Source organism: Brucella rhizosphaerae (genome assembly GCF_002252475.1).
GTDB lineage: Bacteria > Pseudomonadota > Alphaproteobacteria > Rhizobiales > Rhizobiaceae > Brucella > Brucella rhizosphaerae.
Genome location: NZ_NNRK01000034.1, coordinates 842,206 through 855,829 on the forward strand (window position 1 = coordinate 842,206; position 13,624 = coordinate 855,829).

Below are 13,624 nucleotides of genomic sequence, written 5' to 3' on the forward strand. Positions count from 1 at the left end.
TGCAGTCCGCCAGCGCCGAAATCTCATTAAGGCAAGGCGTCGAAGCCTTCACCAAACCCTTTCAGATCCACTGGAATGCCAACGCCTTCTTCTGGTGTCTGGAAGACAATGAAAGTCGCAGACTTGCCGTTACGGAAGGTGTTGAGCAGCTCATCCTCAAGAATGACTTCTGCATAGCAACCATCTTCAAAGCAGCGAACGAAATAAGCGCGACCAATGTCCTTGCCATCCACATTCAGACCGAGGCCGTTTGGCAGCAATACCCCAAGTGGGGCCAGAACACGCAGGATACGGGCTTTATTGTCGGCAGTCTTGAGGACAACAACCGAAAGGCCGAGTTCGGGACGCTTGGCAGCAACAACATTCTGGATGAGCGCGCATTGCTCGGTTTTGGCTCCGGCAGGCGTGTCGCACAGGATTGCCCAGGCGCCATGCTGCGACTTGAGCGTACCGCTTTGCTGCGGTGTTGTTGAAGTTTGCGACTGCGATGGCGCCTGAGTTGGCGCTGGAAGCTGCGTCGGTGTTTCCTGCGCGACAGACGGCATTGTTGCAGCTGCGAATACCACGGCTGCACCTGTTGCAAGGATTGCAAGGCGCTGGAAAATCGAGCGGCGGGCGGATGTACGGAAAATCATGAAATCTCCAGATCGAATCACCGGGACGTTACCCTCCGAAAGAGACGGTGAAAAGCTATTGTCGCTTCCGAGCCATCATCGCAAAGGTGATACCGGTATTGCATCCCAGATGCGTACCCGGCAGTTGCATCCATTATCACGCGGCACGTTAGAGGAAACCTCCTGCTAAATCATGGCTTCATTATGTGTTTCTGCGGTTTTCCCAAGTTTTCGTAGGCTTGTGACGCTTTATTGAATGATCGGGATGCGGGGCTCTGACGCAGGGTTGCGCGCAAAAATGCCGCACAGGAACATATTCGCCTTCCTTGCGGTGTGCGTTAAGGTGTGTTTGAACGCTGACGGGGGATACGGCCGTCTAAACGTCCGGCGTCCAGCCTGAAAGGGCGAAAAGGGAGAGAGTTCTGGTGGATAAAATTGTTGCCACAACGCGGGGTGCCGCCGTTGGTGCTTTCGCATTGCTGTGGACGAGCGGTGCCGCTTTTGCGGATCAGCCGCGTCCATGGGAGATAAGATTTCAAGAAGCTGCGACGGGTATTGCCGAGCAGATTCATTGGTTTGAGCGTTATACGCTCTGGTTTATCATTCCGATCACATTGCTGGTTCTGGCTTTGCTCATTTGGTGTGCGATTAAGTTCCGCGCGAGCGCAAATCCAGACCCATCCAAGACCAGCCACAATACGGCTGTCGAAGTGGTCTGGACCGTGGGTCCGGTGATCATTCTGCTTTTCTTGGCAGTGCCGTCATTTCAGCTTTTGACAGCGCAGTATTCACCTGAGGATCCGACACTGACGGTCAAGGCAACCGGCTATCAGTGGTATTGGGGTTACGAGTATCAGACCGAAACACCGGTCAGTTTTGATTCGCTCCTTCTCAAGGATGCCGATCGTGCCGCAGCTGGCAAAGAAGACCGCGCTCGTTATCCGCGCCTTTTGGCAGTCGATAACGAAGTTGTCGTGCCAATTGGCGAGACAGTGCGTCTTCTGGTAACAGCTGCCGATGTGATCCATTCCTGGACTATTCCTGCTTTCGGCGTGAAAATGGACGCGGTGCCGGGCCGTATCAATGAGGCTTGGTTCAAAGCTGACAAGGAAGGCCTTTATTACGGCCAGTGCTCCGAGCTTTGCGGCAAAGATCATGCCTTTATGCCGATCGCCGTTCGTGTCGTTTCGAAAGAACGATATGATACCTGGTTGACGGCCGCGGCCTCGGATGTTCCGGGTGCGAACAAGGCGCTTCAGGCCGAGCTTGAAGGCGATGCAAACGATAAAGTGGCTGCGGCGGGTCTTTAAAGACTTCGATACGCAAGACTGTTGAAAAACGGGAGCGAATTCCATGGCTGGCACAGCAGCTCACGAGCATGGAGCCCATGACGACCACAAGCCAAAAGGCTGGGTACGCTGGGTTTACTCGACTAATCATAAAGACATCGGTACTCTGTACCTGATCTTTGCTATCATTTCCGGCATTATCGGCGGCGCGCTGTCTATCGCGATGCGCGCGGAGCTGCAGGAGCCGGGCATCCAGATTTTCCATGGTCTGGCACAAATGGTTTATGGTGTTGAGGGCGATGCTGCTCTCGATGCTGGCAAGCATATGTTCAACGTGTTCACTTCGGCGCATGCTCTGGTCATGATCTTCTTCATGGTCATGCCTGCGCTGATCGGTGGTTTCGCCAATTGGATGATTCCACTGATGATTGGCGCGCCTGATATGGCGTTTCCGCGTATGAACAATATTTCGTTCTGGCTTCTGCCACCAGCACTCACGCTTCTCCTGATCTCGCTGTTCATGCCGGGTCCGGCAGGCGGTTGGGGGCCGGGTGGTGGCTGGACGCTTTATCCGCCGCTTTCGACATCCGGTCAGCCCGGACCTGCGGTGGATTTCGCCATTCTGGCGCTGCACATTTCAGGTGCATCGTCGATCCTTGGTGCGATCAACTTCATCACGACGATCCTCAACATGCGCGCTCCGGGCATGACGCTGCACAAGATGCCGCTTTTCGCCTGGGCTGTGCTTGTAACGGCGTTTCTGCTGCTGTTGTCGCTTCCGGTTCTGGCGGGTGGCATCACCATGCTGCTTACCGATCGTAACTTCGGAACGACGTTCTTCTCGCCAGATGGTGGCGGTGATCCGATTCTTTACCAGCATCTGTTCTGGTTCTTTGGTCACCCTGAAGTGTATATTCTGATCCTGCCGGGCTTCGGCATTGTCAGCCACATCATTTCGACCTTCTCGCGCAAGCCGGTATTCGGTTATCTCGGCATGGCATATGCCATGGTTGCGATTGGCGTCGTTGGCTTCGTCGTCTGGGCGCACCACATGTACACGGTCGGCCTGTCGCTTGACACGCAGCGCTACTTCGTCTTCGCGACGATGGTTATTGCGGTTCCGACGGGTATCAAGATTTTCTCCTGGATTGCGACGATGTGGGGCGGGTCTCTGACCTTCCGTGCACCGATGCTGTGGGCGATTGGCTTCATCTTCCTGTTCACCGTTGGTGGTGTTACCGGCGTTCAGCTCGCCAATGCCGGTCTCGACCGCGCACTGCATGACACCTATTACGTAGTGGCACACTTCCATTACGTGCTGTCGCTGGGTGCGGTGTTCGCGATCTTCGCAGGCTGGTATTACTGGTTCCCGAAGATGAGCGGCTATATGTATGACGAATTCACCGCGAAGCTGCACTTCTGGGTCACCTTCATCGGCGTCAATCTCGTCTTCTTCCCGCAGCACTTCCTCGGTCTCGCAGGTATGCCACGTCGCTATATCGACTATCCGGATGCCTATGCGGGCTGGAACATGGTGTCTTCTTACGGCTCCTACATTTCGGGCTTTGCCGTGCTGATCTTCCTCTACAATGTCTTTGAGGCATTCGCGAAGAAGCGTGAAGCGGGTGCAAACCCATGGGGTGAGGGCGCAACGACACTGGAATGGCAGCTTTCTTCGCCTCCGCCGTTCCACCAGTGGGAACAGCTGCCGCGTATAAAGTAATTGTGCAAAGGGCGAGCGCCGGAAAGGGGTTCGCCCTTGAACAAAACTATGATATGTGCGGGCGGCATTCAGATCCGTCCGTAGCCGGTTGACGTTCAAGAACGACGCTTCCGATCGGAGTGAATGCATCTCCGGGAGGTATAGTCATATTGAATTGCTGGTGTGCACTCAGGGCAGAGTGCAGCATCGGCCCGGTGAATTCGAGGTTATTGAAGTTAATGTCTCTGGTGGAAAAAAACACGGTTTCCGACGATGCATTCGCTCTTTCAGAGGCGACTGCACGGGATTACCTCGTCCTGCTGAAGCCGCGCGTCATGTCGCTGGTGGTGTTCACAGGGCTTGTTGGCCTGGTGCTGGCACCGGGCCATATGAACCCGGTACTGGCAGCGATCAGCATTCTTTGCATTGCAGTCGGTGCTGGTGCATCTGGCGCACTCAATATGTGGTACGATGCCGATATCGATGCAGTGATGAAGCGTACGCGCAATCGTCCGATCCCTGCTGGCCTGATTGCGCCCAATCAGGTTCTGGCTTTTGGCCTGACGCTGTCGGTCTTCTCCGTGATCACGCTGGGCCTGATGGTCAACTGGCTCTCCGCAGCCCTTCTTGCGTTCACCATTTTCTTCTATGCCGTCATTTACACAATGTGGCTCAAGCGCTCGACACCGCAGAACATCGTCATCGGTGGCGCGGCTGGCGCTTTCCCGCCGATGATCGGCTGGGCTGCAGCAACAGGCGAGATCACATGGGACAGCGTCGTTCTGTTCATGATCATCTTCCTGTGGACGCCGCCGCACTTCTGGGCATTGTCGTTGTTTTCGAGCAATGATTACGAAGCGGCACGCATTCCGATGATGCCGAACGTGAAGGGCGAACTTTCGACCCGCCGACAGGCGATGTTCTATGCCGTGATTATGGCGCCGGTTGGCGTGCTGCCCTATGTGCTGGGCTTTGCCGGTATTACTTATGGCGTGATCTCGGCGCTGCTCGGTCTGGCATTTGTTTATTATGCATGGCGCATGTGGGTTGCAGAAAGCCATACGCAGATGCTGCTTGCAGCGCGCAAACTGTTCCGCTTCTCGCTGATGTATCTGTCGGGCGTCTTTGCGGTTCTGCTTGTGGAAGCGCTGGTAATCAGGCTGCTGACAGCCTTTGGAGTGATTTGATGGAAAATTCCGTACAGAAGCCGCATAGCGAAGAATTGGAACTGGTTACCCCGACTGCGCAGCAGCGAAAAGCTCAGCGTAACCGTTCCTGGGGTCTCGCAATTGCCTTGGCTCTGTTCGTTGTCCTTGTTTACGTGGGCACAATGGCCAAGCTGGGAGCGAATGCTCTGGTGCGTCCGTTTTAACTTGTAAGTGGACTGATAAAGGGTTCGATCTGGGAGGATAGAATGGCAGATCAGCAGAAGGTTGACGAAAAGCAGAAACGCCTCAATCGCTCCAATCGTACGGTTGCGATCGCGTGCCTGTCTTTCTTTGTCTGCATGATCGGCGCAGCTTACGCTTCTGTGCCGCTCTATCGTATTTTCTGCCAGGTGACTGGTTACGGTGGTACGACGCAACGCGTCGAACAGTATTCCGACACCATTCTCGACAAGACAATGAAGGTGCGTTTCGACGCCAATACGGCCAATGGCCTGCCTTGGGATTTCAAGCCGGTTGAGCGCGAAGTCACCGTGCGCATTGGTGAAACCACCATGATCAAGTATGAAGCGCGTAACCTCTTTGACGAGCCCACTTATGGCCGCGCAAGTTTCAATGTCGCACCGGGTCGTGCAGGAGCCTATTTTAACAAGGTCGAGTGTTTCTGCTTCACCGATACGACTTTGCAACCGGGTGAAGACATGGAAATGCCGGTTGTTTTCTTCGTTGATCCGGAGATCGTCAATGATCCGGACCTGAAGGACGTGAAGACAATCACGTTATCCTATACGTTCTTCCCGATCGACAAGCCAAAGCCCGTCGCAAACGCGAAGGTGGCACCAACGGGCAGCAACGGTAGCTGAGCTTAGATAACTGGAGCATTTCCAGCAAATTTGCGTCGGATAATGCGCAAAAAGAACGGTTAAAGCGGCACACAATGCCGCAAAGACAAAAGCGCCAAGCGGCTCTATTGTTGCAATGATTAGGGAATTACCTGATGTTCTAAATGAACTCAGGTATGAAGGCATAGAGAGGAGCCTTGGGGAGAGACATGGCGGACGTTCACGAGAAGAATCACGATTATCACATCATAGCGCCGAGCCCCTGGCCGTTCCTGAGTTCGATGGGCGCATTCGTGCTTGCTATCGGCGGTATTGCCTGGATGCGTTATATCAATTCCGGCGAACTCAAGTTCTTCGGTTTGAACATTGTTACGCCATGGATTTTCTTCATTGGCCTCGCAATCATTCTTTACTGCATGTACGCTTGGTGGTCAGATACCATCAAGGAAGGTCATGAAGGCCATCACACGCGCGTCGTGTCGCTGCACCTGCGCTATGGCATGATCATGTTCATCGCCTCGGAAGTCATGTTCTTCGCAGCATGGTTCTGGGCTTTCTTTGATGCGAGCCTTTTCCCGAACGAAGTGCATCAGGTTGCCCGTGCTGAGTTCACGGGTGGTCAGTGGCCTCCGAAGGGCATTGAGGTGCTCGATCCGCTGCATCTGCCGCTTTACAACACGGTTATCCTGCTGCTCTCGGGCACAACGCTGACCTGGGCGCATCATGCATTGCTGCACAAAGATCGCAAAGGCATGATCACAGGCCTTGCGCTGACGGTTGTGTTGGGCGTGCTGTTCTCATTCGTGCAGGCTTATGAATACATCCACGCACCATTCGAGTTCAAAGACTCGATCTATGGCGCGACGTTCTTCATGGCAACCGGCTTCCACGGCTTCCACGTTATCATTGGAACGATTTTCCTTTTGGTTATTCTCTTCCGTTCCATGAGTGGCGATTTCACACCTGAACGCCATTTCGGTTTTGAAGCGGCTGCATGGTACTGGCACTTCGTGGACGTTGTCTGGCTGTTCCTGTTCTTCACCATCTATGTGTGGGGCGGTTGGGGTGCACCAATGCACGCTGGCTGATTGATCGGCTGGTAAGATTGCAGGGCGGCCCTGGTAACATGGCCGCCTTTTGCTTGTCTGGTAAACAGAACTGGGCCGCTTTTGTGCCTGAAAATGCGCAGAAATTAAGAGTTGATATAGTTTCAATGCGACATTCTTAGTTGAAACTGCTCCAACATGAGGGGGAGTGGTTAGGAAATGGGAGCGTACAATGTCGGATCATAATCTTTATCCGCCGGTTGATCCGGTCAAAAGCGGGATTACCGGACATTGTCCTCGCTGCGGCGAGGGGAAGCTGTTTAATGGTTTTCTGACGGTCGCGCCTAAGTGCCGGGTCTGCGGACTTGATTATTCCTTCGCCGATTCAGGCGATGGTCCAGCCGCTTTCGTTATTCTCATCATCGGTTTTATCGTGGTTGGGTCGGCCTTATGGATGGAGGTCAATTACGGACCACCGCTTTGGGTCCATTTCATCTTGTGGGTACCACTGGCTATCATTCTAAGTCTTGTTGCCATGCGCAGCATCAAGGGTATTCTGATCAATATGCAATATCGCAATAAGGCGTCTCAGGGACGTCTGGATGATGGTAAATGATCCAAGTTCAAAAGCCGCGCCGGTTTCCGTGGGGCATACTGATTGCATCCCTGATCGCATTTGTGATCTTACTGGCGCTTGGGACATGGCAGGTTGAGCGGTTGCAGTGGAAAGAAGCACTGCTTGCTTCTACGCAGGAGCGTGTTCATGAAGCGCCACTTCCTTTATCCGAAATGGAAAAAATCTACCGCGAAAAGGGAACGGTTGAATACCGGCCCGTGACAGTCTCGGGCACGTTCATGCATCAGGGAGAACGGCATTTTCTAGCGACTTTTGACGGCAAGCCGGGCTTCAATGTCTACACGCCGTTAATGCTTGAAGATGGCCGGTTCGTGCTCGTTAATCGTGGGTTTGTGCCTTACGAGAAAAAGGATGCCGAAACTCGACTCGACGGACAATTGGATGGACCTGTTACGATCACGGGATTGGCCCGCGACCCGTTGACCTCCAAGCCTGGCTATTTTCTTCCTGATAATGACCTAGCCAAGAATATCTTCTTTTGGAAGGATTGGTCAGCGATGGCCGAAAGTGCGGATATCCCATCGCTAGATGATGCCGTTCCTTTCTTTATCGATGCGGATAACAAACCGAATTTCGGAGGTTTGCCGATTGGCGGGGTAACGATCATCGATTTCCCCAATAACCATCTGCAATATGCCGTCACCTGGTATGGTCTTGCTTTGGCGCTGCTAGGGGTTGCCGGAACGTGGTTCTGGCGGTATCGAAAGATGGATAAGGGTTGACAAAGGTCTCGTTGCAGCCCAACTCCGGCCCTATATAACTCTTCGCGTCTCATGCCTGAAGCACGTCTCCCAAAAGTGGGAACCGGTTTTGGGATATGGACATGCGTAAAAACAAAAGATTAAAGCGTGTCGTACGGCTATGATAAAACGCGACACGCTTTAATTCAGCGAGCACGATTCATGACTGATAAACGCCCCCCTCTGGAAATACGTCTTTGCGGCCCGCGTGGCTTTTGTGCAGGCGTTGATCGGGCCATCCAGATCGTCGTGCTGGCATTGAAGAAATATGGTGCACCGGTCTACGTGCGCCATGAAATCGTCCATAATCGTTATGTCGTTGAAGGCCTGCAATCGCGCGGCGCAATTTTTGTCGAAGAGCTCGATGAAATTCCGGCAGAACATCGTGATCAGCCGGTCGTCTTCTCTGCCCATGGCGTACCAAAATCGGTGCCTGCTGATGCGGAAGCCAAGAACCTTTTTTATCTCGATGCAACCTGTCCATTGGTTTCCAAGGTTCACAAGCAGGCGATGCGCCATCAGCGCCTTGGCCGTCATGTGATCCTGATTGGCCACTCTGGACATCCGGAAGTCATCGGCACGATGGGGCAGTTGCCGGATGGCACAGTGACCCTCATTGAGACAGTGGAAGATGCGCGCAAGATCGAGTTTGAGGACCCGGATAATCTGGGTTTCGTGACACAGACTACGCTTTCAGTCGATGACACGGCCGGTATTATTGAAGAATTGCTGCAGCGCTTTCCCAATCTGACCGCACCGGCTGCAGAATCTATCTGTTATGCTACGACGAACCGTCAGGATGCAGTACGCGCAGCCGCTCCCGGTTGTGATCTCTTTCTCATCGTGGGCGCTCCGAACTCATCGAATTCCAAGCGGCTTGTCGAAGTGGCTGAGAAGGCTGGAGCGGGTATGTCGATGCTTGTTCAGCGCGCTTCGGACATTGAGTGGGACAAAGTCGGCGATATTTCGGTGGTTGGTCTTTCGGCAGGCGCATCAGCACCGGAAATTATCGTCGATGAAATCATGGACGCCTTCAAAGCACGCTTCACTGTCAAAATCGAACTGGCAGAAACGACAATTGAAACCGAGAATTTCCTCGTGAATCGTGAAATCCGCGATGTGGAGCTGACGGTGCAGGATATGGCATTCGTCAACGGCGAAAACCGGGTTGTCGGTATTCCTAAATTCATGCAGGGGAAATAAGCGGCATGGCCGTCTATACAGATATCAATGAAATCGAGCTTGGTTCTTTTCTTGAACAATATGACATCGGTGCTCTGACTTCGTACAAAGGCATCGCGGAAGGGGTGGAGAATACCAATTACCTTCTGCACACGACGATAGGCTCCTTCATTCTCACACTTTATGAGAAGCGCGTTAATCGCGACGATCTGCCATTTTTCCTGAATTTGATGCAGCATCTGTCCAAGCGCGGTCTGGAATGCCCGCAACCGGTTGTGCGCCGCGACGGCGCTACCATCGGTGAACTTGCAGGACGCCCGGCAGCAATCGTGACCTTCCTTGAAGGCATGTGGATGCGCAAACCCACCGTTGCTCATTGTGAAGAAGTCGGTCGTGGATTGGCTGAAATGCATCTGGCTGGTGAAGATTTCACTATGCGTCGCCGCAATGGTCTCACATTAACCGACTGGCGCCCGTTATGGAATCTTTCAAAGCAACGTGCTGACAATGTTGAGCAGGGACTGGTTGCTGAGGCTGAGAGTGATCTCGATTATCTGGAAAAGAACTGGCCGGTGGGATTGCCGGAAGGTGTCATTCACGCGGATCTGTTCCCGGATAACGTGTTCTTTCTCAGTGATCGGCTGTCGGGTTTCATCGATTTCTATTTCGCCTGCACGGACATTCTCGCCTATGACGTTGCAGTCTGCCTGAACGCTTGGTGTTTTGAGAAGGATTTCTCGTTCAATCTTACCAAGGGTGCCGCATTCTTGCGCGGCTATAATTCTGTGCGTCCGCTTTCGGTCGCTGAGATCGATGCCCTGCCAGTTCTGGCGCGAGGTGCCGCAGTTCGCTTCATGCTGACGCGTCTTTACGATTGGCTGACTGTTCCCGATGGCAGTTTCGTGATGAAAAAAGATCCGATGGAATATGTGCGTCGTATGCGCTTCCATCGTCAGGTTACGTCCGCGACCGAATATGGGCTTGAACTGGCGGGAGCTGCCGCGTGAAGCAGATTGAAGTTTTCACGGATGGTGCGTGCTCTGGCAATCCCGGTCCCGGCGGGTGGGGCGCTATCGTGCGCTGGAATGGCCATGTGAAAGAGTTGAAAGGCGGCGAAGCCGATACCACCAACAATCGCATGGAACTGATGGCAGCAATTTCGGCGTTATCGGCGTTGAAGGAACCTTGTGAAGTCGATCTTTATACCGACAGTGTTTATGTGCGTGATGGTATTTCTGGCTGGATTGAGGGCTGGAAGCGCAATGGCTGGAAAACGGCAGCCAAGAAGCCGGTGAAGAACGCTGAGCTCTGGCAGGCGCTTGATGAGGCGCGCAAGCCCCATAAGGTGACCTGGCACTGGGTTAAAGGCCATGCGGGGCATCCAGAAAATGAACGCGCAGACGAGCTTGCACGTGAAGGCATGGAGCCCTTCAAATATAACGGATACAAATCGCTTCAGGTGAAGTAGCGACTTCAGAGTTTATGAATAAGGAAAAGCCGCGCTGGAACACAGCGCGGCTATTTATATGGAGGGGCTATTTGCCCCGCTAAAACTCTGAGGGTTACTGAAGGTGACCACTCAGAGAAAATGCAAGCATATGGCGTTGCACCACAAAGGGCAGGGTAACGTCACACTTTTTGGGGCGCGCGCGCTTTTATTAAAGCTGCTCGATCAGTGTGGCAGCGCTTGAAGTAACGGCCTGCCCAGCCTGTTCTTCGATGTTGAGGGTCTTCACGACACCGTCTTCAACGATTGCAGAGTAACGCTTTGAACGAATGCCGAGGCCACCAGCCGTTGCATCAAGCTCAAGGCCAAGGGCTTTTGTGAAAAGCGCTGACCCGTCCGCAAGGTACAGGATCTTGCCGTCGCCACCGGTGCTCTGTGCCCATGCACCCATAACAAACGGGTCGTTGACCGAAACAACAGCGATCTGGTCGACGCCTTTTGCAAGGATAGTGTCGCGGTTTTCAAGATAACCCGGCAGGTGGTTGAGGCTGCAGGTTGGCGTGAAAGCACCGGGAACCGCAAACAGAACGACCTTCTTGCCAGCAAACACTTCGTCGGTTGTCACTTCCTTGACGCCGTCTGCGGTCTTCACCTTGAAGGTTGCTGTGGGCAGCTTGTCACCAACTTTGATCGTCATCGTTTTTCTCCTGAAAGTGAGCTTCTGCCGTTAAGGCTCACCTGTATGAATTTCGGAACTTCGATTGCCAGTGATTTGATTCCGACATTTGCTCCCTGGTACAGGACCCGAGCAAATATCTGCATCTGAACAACCACCAGCAAGTTTATGCATCTCGTGGATTTTTGGAATTTGACGTTTGCAACAGCGTATATGTCAGTCGGGATTCAACCATCAAATTCAATCCACCAGTGCATGACACACGGCGACGACACTTAAGCCGATATTGATCCGCCCGACAATTTCAAATTACTGATTACCAAGGTTAAAGCGCTCTAATCGAGCCGAACCTGTCCTGAAACGGCTTTGTCGTTTTGCACAAGCGTATAATCGATCAAAGCGCCTTCGCTGACTTTGCTATGAAGCGTGGCTGTGAAGCGTGGCTTGCTTGAAGTTTTATCGGCCACTGCCTCGGAAAGGCTGATTTTCTCACTCCCCACAAAAAGCATGGTGGGTGCCCGGGCGTCCGGTACTGCAATGTCGAACACGGCTTTATCTGCCTGACGTTTTGCATCACTTACGCCGAAGTCTGCCGAGGCAGATGCAGGCAGACGATCAAAGGCAGTTTCGACTATTGTGCGGGCGGCAATGGCTTGTGGCGATGGGGTTGTATCTTCAGCCGTCAACGGAAAATCGAATTGCGCTTGCACCGGAATGCATATTTTTTGGCAGACACCAAGAAATACATGGCCTTTCAGGTGTTCGGCATTGGGCATGACGGTAAATGTCAGCGGCAGCAGGACGGGATGCGTGTAGCCGATGCCGCCTTCGTCGCCTGCGCCAAAATTGACGGGGGCGGGGAAATCAATTCGGGCAGAACTGTTTCCCTCAATATTGAGCTGTGGCGGCACGCCCGCATCACCGGGATTGCGCCAATAAGTTTTCCATCCGGGATTAAGATCGATCTGTAACGCGCCGCGCAATTCACCGGCATGTTTGTTCTCTTCCAGAACAACGCGGACTTTGCCACCCGGCGTCTCCACCCAGTCAGACGAGGCTGCCAGCGCAGGCGAAGCCCCAGTCATAACAAAAGAAATGATCAGTAAATCGCGTAATCTCATGAGGCGAGATTGATGGAAAATCATGTTTGTATCAAGGCTCAGTTTGTGCAGGCAAAATATGGTTCAGAGTTTCAGGATCAGGTTTATTATAACGGTCAGGCCGATCATTACGCCCATCGCGACATGGAGAAAGAGTGCAATGTTGGACGTGGTGCGCAACTGGCTATAATCGGCAAATTGCATTTCTATTTCAGTTGGTGGCACGGGAGTTCGCGAAAGATAACGGGCGAAGCCGTAATTACCGCGCGTCATCGTAAAAATATAATAGAGATCTGAAACATCACCGATTGTCTTTGTCATGGACGGGCTTTGCCTGATGAAATCGATCAACGGAGAGAGTTTGACTTGCGCATAGATCGAATAAAGACAGAAAATAAATGCAAGAATTATCATTAAGTACATGAGCAACATGGCAATTCGTTCAATCTTCAATTGTGGTTTTTAGAAACCAGATTGCTTCAGTTTGTAAGCCAGAATCAAGTTCGTCTGACCTTTACAGAAACATTGCACGAATTTCATTGTCATTTGCCGCAGGCTTGCTACCTTCATAGGTATGACCATTCTCAGGAAGCCAAACCAGGAGCAGGGTTTCTTGAACGGGCAATTCCTGCTCGCAATGCCCGGAATGAGCGACGAGCGTTTCGCCCGCGCAGTGGTCTATATTTGCGCCCATTCGGAAGAGGGTGCGATGGGCTTTATCATCAATCAGGTTCAGCCAGTTGGCTTTCCCGATCTCCTTCGCCAGATTGGTGTCATTGATGACGAAGATCTGATCATGCTTCCGCCGCGCGCGCAGCATATGGTTGTTCGCGATGGTGGGCCTGTCGACAGAACCCGTGGTTTCGTTCTGCATAGCGACGATTACATGGTTGATTCCACGATGCCGGTTACGGAAGACGTGTGTCTAACGGCAACGGTCGATATTTTGCGTGCTATATATGGCGGTAGCGGACCGATGCAGGCCTTGATGACGCTCGGTTACTCCGGCTGGGCACCCGGGCAGCTTGATCTGGAATTTGCGGAAAATGGTTGGCTGACATGCCCCGCACCGATGGATATGCTGTTTGATAGCGACATTGTGGGAAAATACGACCGACTGATGACCCGCATGGGGATCGACATGACGCGGCTCGTTTCCGAAGCCGGCCACGCCTGAATAATT

The 13,624-nt window shown here is 52.9% G+C and carries 16 protein-coding genes; 12 read left to right on the top strand and 4 right to left on the bottom strand.

Translation table 11 applies throughout. From position 1 onward, the window contains the following. Positions 1 to 26: 26 nt before the first annotated feature. A complete protein-coding gene (locus CEV32_RS21110; RefSeq protein ID WP_094579028.1) occupies positions 27 to 635 on the bottom strand; it encodes an invasion associated locus B family protein in 609 nt (202 codons plus the stop codon). 404 nt (positions 636 to 1,039) lie between these two features. On the opposite strand from CEV32_RS21110, the gene coxB reads away from it, so the two are divergent. The 11 genes from coxB to rnhA all read left to right on the top strand — a co-directional run bounded on the left by coxB (position 1,040) and on the right by rnhA (position 10,686). Then, positions 1,040 to 1,924 carry a cytochrome c oxidase subunit II gene (coxB, locus tag CEV32_RS21115; protein WP_094579029.1) on the top strand — a complete coding sequence of 295 codons (885 nt, stop codon included), beginning with the start codon at positions 1,040 to 1,042 and terminating at the stop codon, positions 1,922 to 1,924. A gap of 43 nt (positions 1,925 to 1,967) precedes the next feature. After that, positions 1,968 to 3,626 carry a cytochrome c oxidase subunit I gene (ctaD, locus tag CEV32_RS21120; RefSeq protein WP_094541608.1) on the top strand — a complete coding sequence of 553 codons (1,659 nt, stop codon included), beginning with the start codon at positions 1,968 to 1,970 and terminating at the stop codon, positions 3,624 to 3,626. Between the two features lie 218 nt (positions 3,627 to 3,844). Then, entirely contained in the window at positions 3,845 to 4,792 is a 948-nt protein-coding gene (gene cyoE / locus CEV32_RS21125) for a heme o synthase (RefSeq protein WP_094579030.1), read from the top strand. Continuing rightward, positions 4,792 to 4,977 carry a hypothetical protein gene (locus CEV32_RS21130; protein ID WP_094579031.1) on the top strand — a complete coding sequence of 62 codons (186 nt, stop codon included), beginning with the start codon at positions 4,792 to 4,794 and terminating at the stop codon, positions 4,975 to 4,977. The genes cyoE and CEV32_RS21130 overlap by 1 nt, the downstream gene beginning before the upstream one ends. A 42-nt stretch (positions 4,978 to 5,019) precedes the next feature. Continuing rightward, positions 5,020 to 5,634 carry a cytochrome c oxidase assembly protein gene (locus tag CEV32_RS21135; protein WP_094579032.1) on the top strand — a complete coding sequence of 205 codons (615 nt, stop codon included), beginning with the start codon at positions 5,020 to 5,022 and terminating at the stop codon, positions 5,632 to 5,634. Positions 5,635 to 5,822: 188 nt separating this feature from the next. Continuing rightward, positions 5,823 to 6,701, top strand: coding sequence for a cytochrome c oxidase subunit 3 (locus CEV32_RS21140; RefSeq protein ID WP_094579033.1), 879 nt, complete (start codon positions 5,823 to 5,825; stop codon positions 6,699 to 6,701). Positions 6,702 to 6,891: 190 nt separating this feature from the next. Further along, a complete protein-coding gene (locus CEV32_RS21145) occupies positions 6,892 to 7,275 on the top strand; it encodes a DUF983 domain-containing protein (protein WP_094579034.1) in 384 nt (127 codons plus the stop codon). After that, positions 7,272 to 8,018 carry an SURF1 family protein gene (locus CEV32_RS21150; protein ID WP_094579035.1) on the top strand — a complete coding sequence of 249 codons (747 nt, stop codon included), beginning with the start codon at positions 7,272 to 7,274 and terminating at the stop codon, positions 8,016 to 8,018. Before CEV32_RS21145 ends, CEV32_RS21150 begins: the two co-directional genes overlap by 4 nt. 180 nt (positions 8,019 to 8,198) lie before the next feature. Further along, a complete protein-coding gene (gene ispH, locus CEV32_RS21155; RefSeq protein WP_094579036.1) occupies positions 8,199 to 9,239 on the top strand; it encodes a 4-hydroxy-3-methylbut-2-enyl diphosphate reductase in 1,041 nt (346 codons plus the stop codon). A 5-nt stretch (positions 9,240 to 9,244) separates the two neighbouring features. Further along, positions 9,245 to 10,225, top strand: a complete 981-nt coding sequence (locus tag CEV32_RS21160) for a homoserine kinase (protein WP_094579037.1) — start codon at positions 9,245 to 9,247, stop codon at positions 10,223 to 10,225. Beyond that, complete coding sequence (gene rnhA / locus CEV32_RS21165) at positions 10,222 to 10,686, top strand: ribonuclease HI (protein WP_094579038.1); 465 nt, start codon at positions 10,222 to 10,224, stop codon at positions 10,684 to 10,686. The genes CEV32_RS21160 and rnhA overlap by 4 nt, the downstream gene beginning before the upstream one ends. A gap of 190 nt (positions 10,687 to 10,876) precedes the next feature. On the opposite strand, the gene CEV32_RS21170 is transcribed toward rnhA, so the two are convergent. The 3 genes from CEV32_RS21170 to CEV32_RS21180 all read right to left on the bottom strand — a co-directional run bounded on the left by CEV32_RS21170 (position 10,877) and on the right by CEV32_RS21180 (position 12,762). Further along, complete coding sequence (locus CEV32_RS21170; RefSeq protein WP_094579039.1) at positions 10,877 to 11,362, bottom strand: peroxiredoxin; 486 nt, start codon at positions 11,360 to 11,362, stop codon at positions 10,877 to 10,879. Positions 11,363 to 11,676: 314 nt separating this feature from the next. Further along, positions 11,677 to 12,462 carry a protein-disulfide reductase DsbD domain-containing protein gene (locus tag CEV32_RS21175; RefSeq protein WP_094579208.1) on the bottom strand — a complete coding sequence of 262 codons (786 nt, stop codon included), beginning with the start codon at positions 12,460 to 12,462 and terminating at the stop codon, positions 11,677 to 11,679. A gap of 63 nt (positions 12,463 to 12,525) precedes the next feature. Continuing rightward, the gene (locus CEV32_RS21180; RefSeq protein WP_143128858.1) at positions 12,526 to 12,762 is read right to left on the bottom strand and encodes a hypothetical protein; all 237 of its coding nucleotides are present in this window, start codon (positions 12,760 to 12,762) and stop codon (positions 12,526 to 12,528) included. A gap of 253 nt (positions 12,763 to 13,015) precedes the next feature. Between CEV32_RS21180 and CEV32_RS21185 the strand changes: the two genes are divergently transcribed. After that, entirely contained in the window at positions 13,016 to 13,618 is a 603-nt protein-coding gene (locus CEV32_RS21185) for a YqgE/AlgH family protein (RefSeq protein WP_094579041.1), read from the top strand. The last annotated feature ends 6 nt before the right edge of the window (positions 13,619 to 13,624 follow it).

What these genes read in the sequence shown, in the direction of transcription:
- CEV32_RS21110 (WP_094579028.1), bottom strand. Translation starts at nt 635, where the DNA reads ATGATTTTCCGTACATCCGCCCGCCGCTCGATTTTCCAGCGCCTTGCA.
- ctaD (WP_094541608.1), top strand. Translation starts at nt 1,968, where the DNA reads ATGGCTGGCACAGCAGCTCACGAGCATGGAGCCCATGACGACCACAAG.
- cyoE (WP_094579030.1), top strand. Translation starts at nt 3,845, where the DNA reads ATGTCTCTGGTGGAAAAAAACACGGTTTCCGACGATGCATTCGCTCTT.
- CEV32_RS21130 (WP_094579031.1), top strand. Translation starts at nt 4,792, where the DNA reads ATGGAAAATTCCGTACAGAAGCCGCATAGCGAAGAATTGGAACTGGTT.
- CEV32_RS21135 (WP_094579032.1), top strand. Translation starts at nt 5,020, where the DNA reads ATGGCAGATCAGCAGAAGGTTGACGAAAAGCAGAAACGCCTCAATCGC.
- CEV32_RS21140 (WP_094579033.1), top strand. Translation starts at nt 5,823, where the DNA reads ATGGCGGACGTTCACGAGAAGAATCACGATTATCACATCATAGCGCCG.
- CEV32_RS21145 (WP_094579034.1), top strand. Translation starts at nt 6,892, where the DNA reads ATGTCGGATCATAATCTTTATCCGCCGGTTGATCCGGTCAAAAGCGGG.
- CEV32_RS21150 (WP_094579035.1), top strand. Translation starts at nt 7,272, where the DNA reads ATGATCCAAGTTCAAAAGCCGCGCCGGTTTCCGTGGGGCATACTGATT.
- ispH (WP_094579036.1), top strand. Translation starts at nt 8,199, where the DNA reads ATGACTGATAAACGCCCCCCTCTGGAAATACGTCTTTGCGGCCCGCGT.
- CEV32_RS21160 (WP_094579037.1), top strand. Translation starts at nt 9,245, where the DNA reads ATGGCCGTCTATACAGATATCAATGAAATCGAGCTTGGTTCTTTTCTT.
- CEV32_RS21170 (WP_094579039.1), bottom strand. Translation starts at nt 11,362, where the DNA reads ATGACGATCAAAGTTGGTGACAAGCTGCCCACAGCAACCTTCAAGGTG.
- CEV32_RS21175 (WP_094579208.1), bottom strand. Translation starts at nt 12,462, where the DNA reads ATGAGATTACGCGATTTACTGATCATTTCTTTTGTTATGACTGGGGCT.
- CEV32_RS21180 (WP_143128858.1), bottom strand. Translation starts at nt 12,762, where the DNA reads ATGACAAAGACAATCGGTGATGTTTCAGATCTCTATTATATTTTTACG.
- CEV32_RS21185 (WP_094579041.1), top strand. Translation starts at nt 13,016, where the DNA reads ATGACCATTCTCAGGAAGCCAAACCAGGAGCAGGGTTTCTTGAACGGG.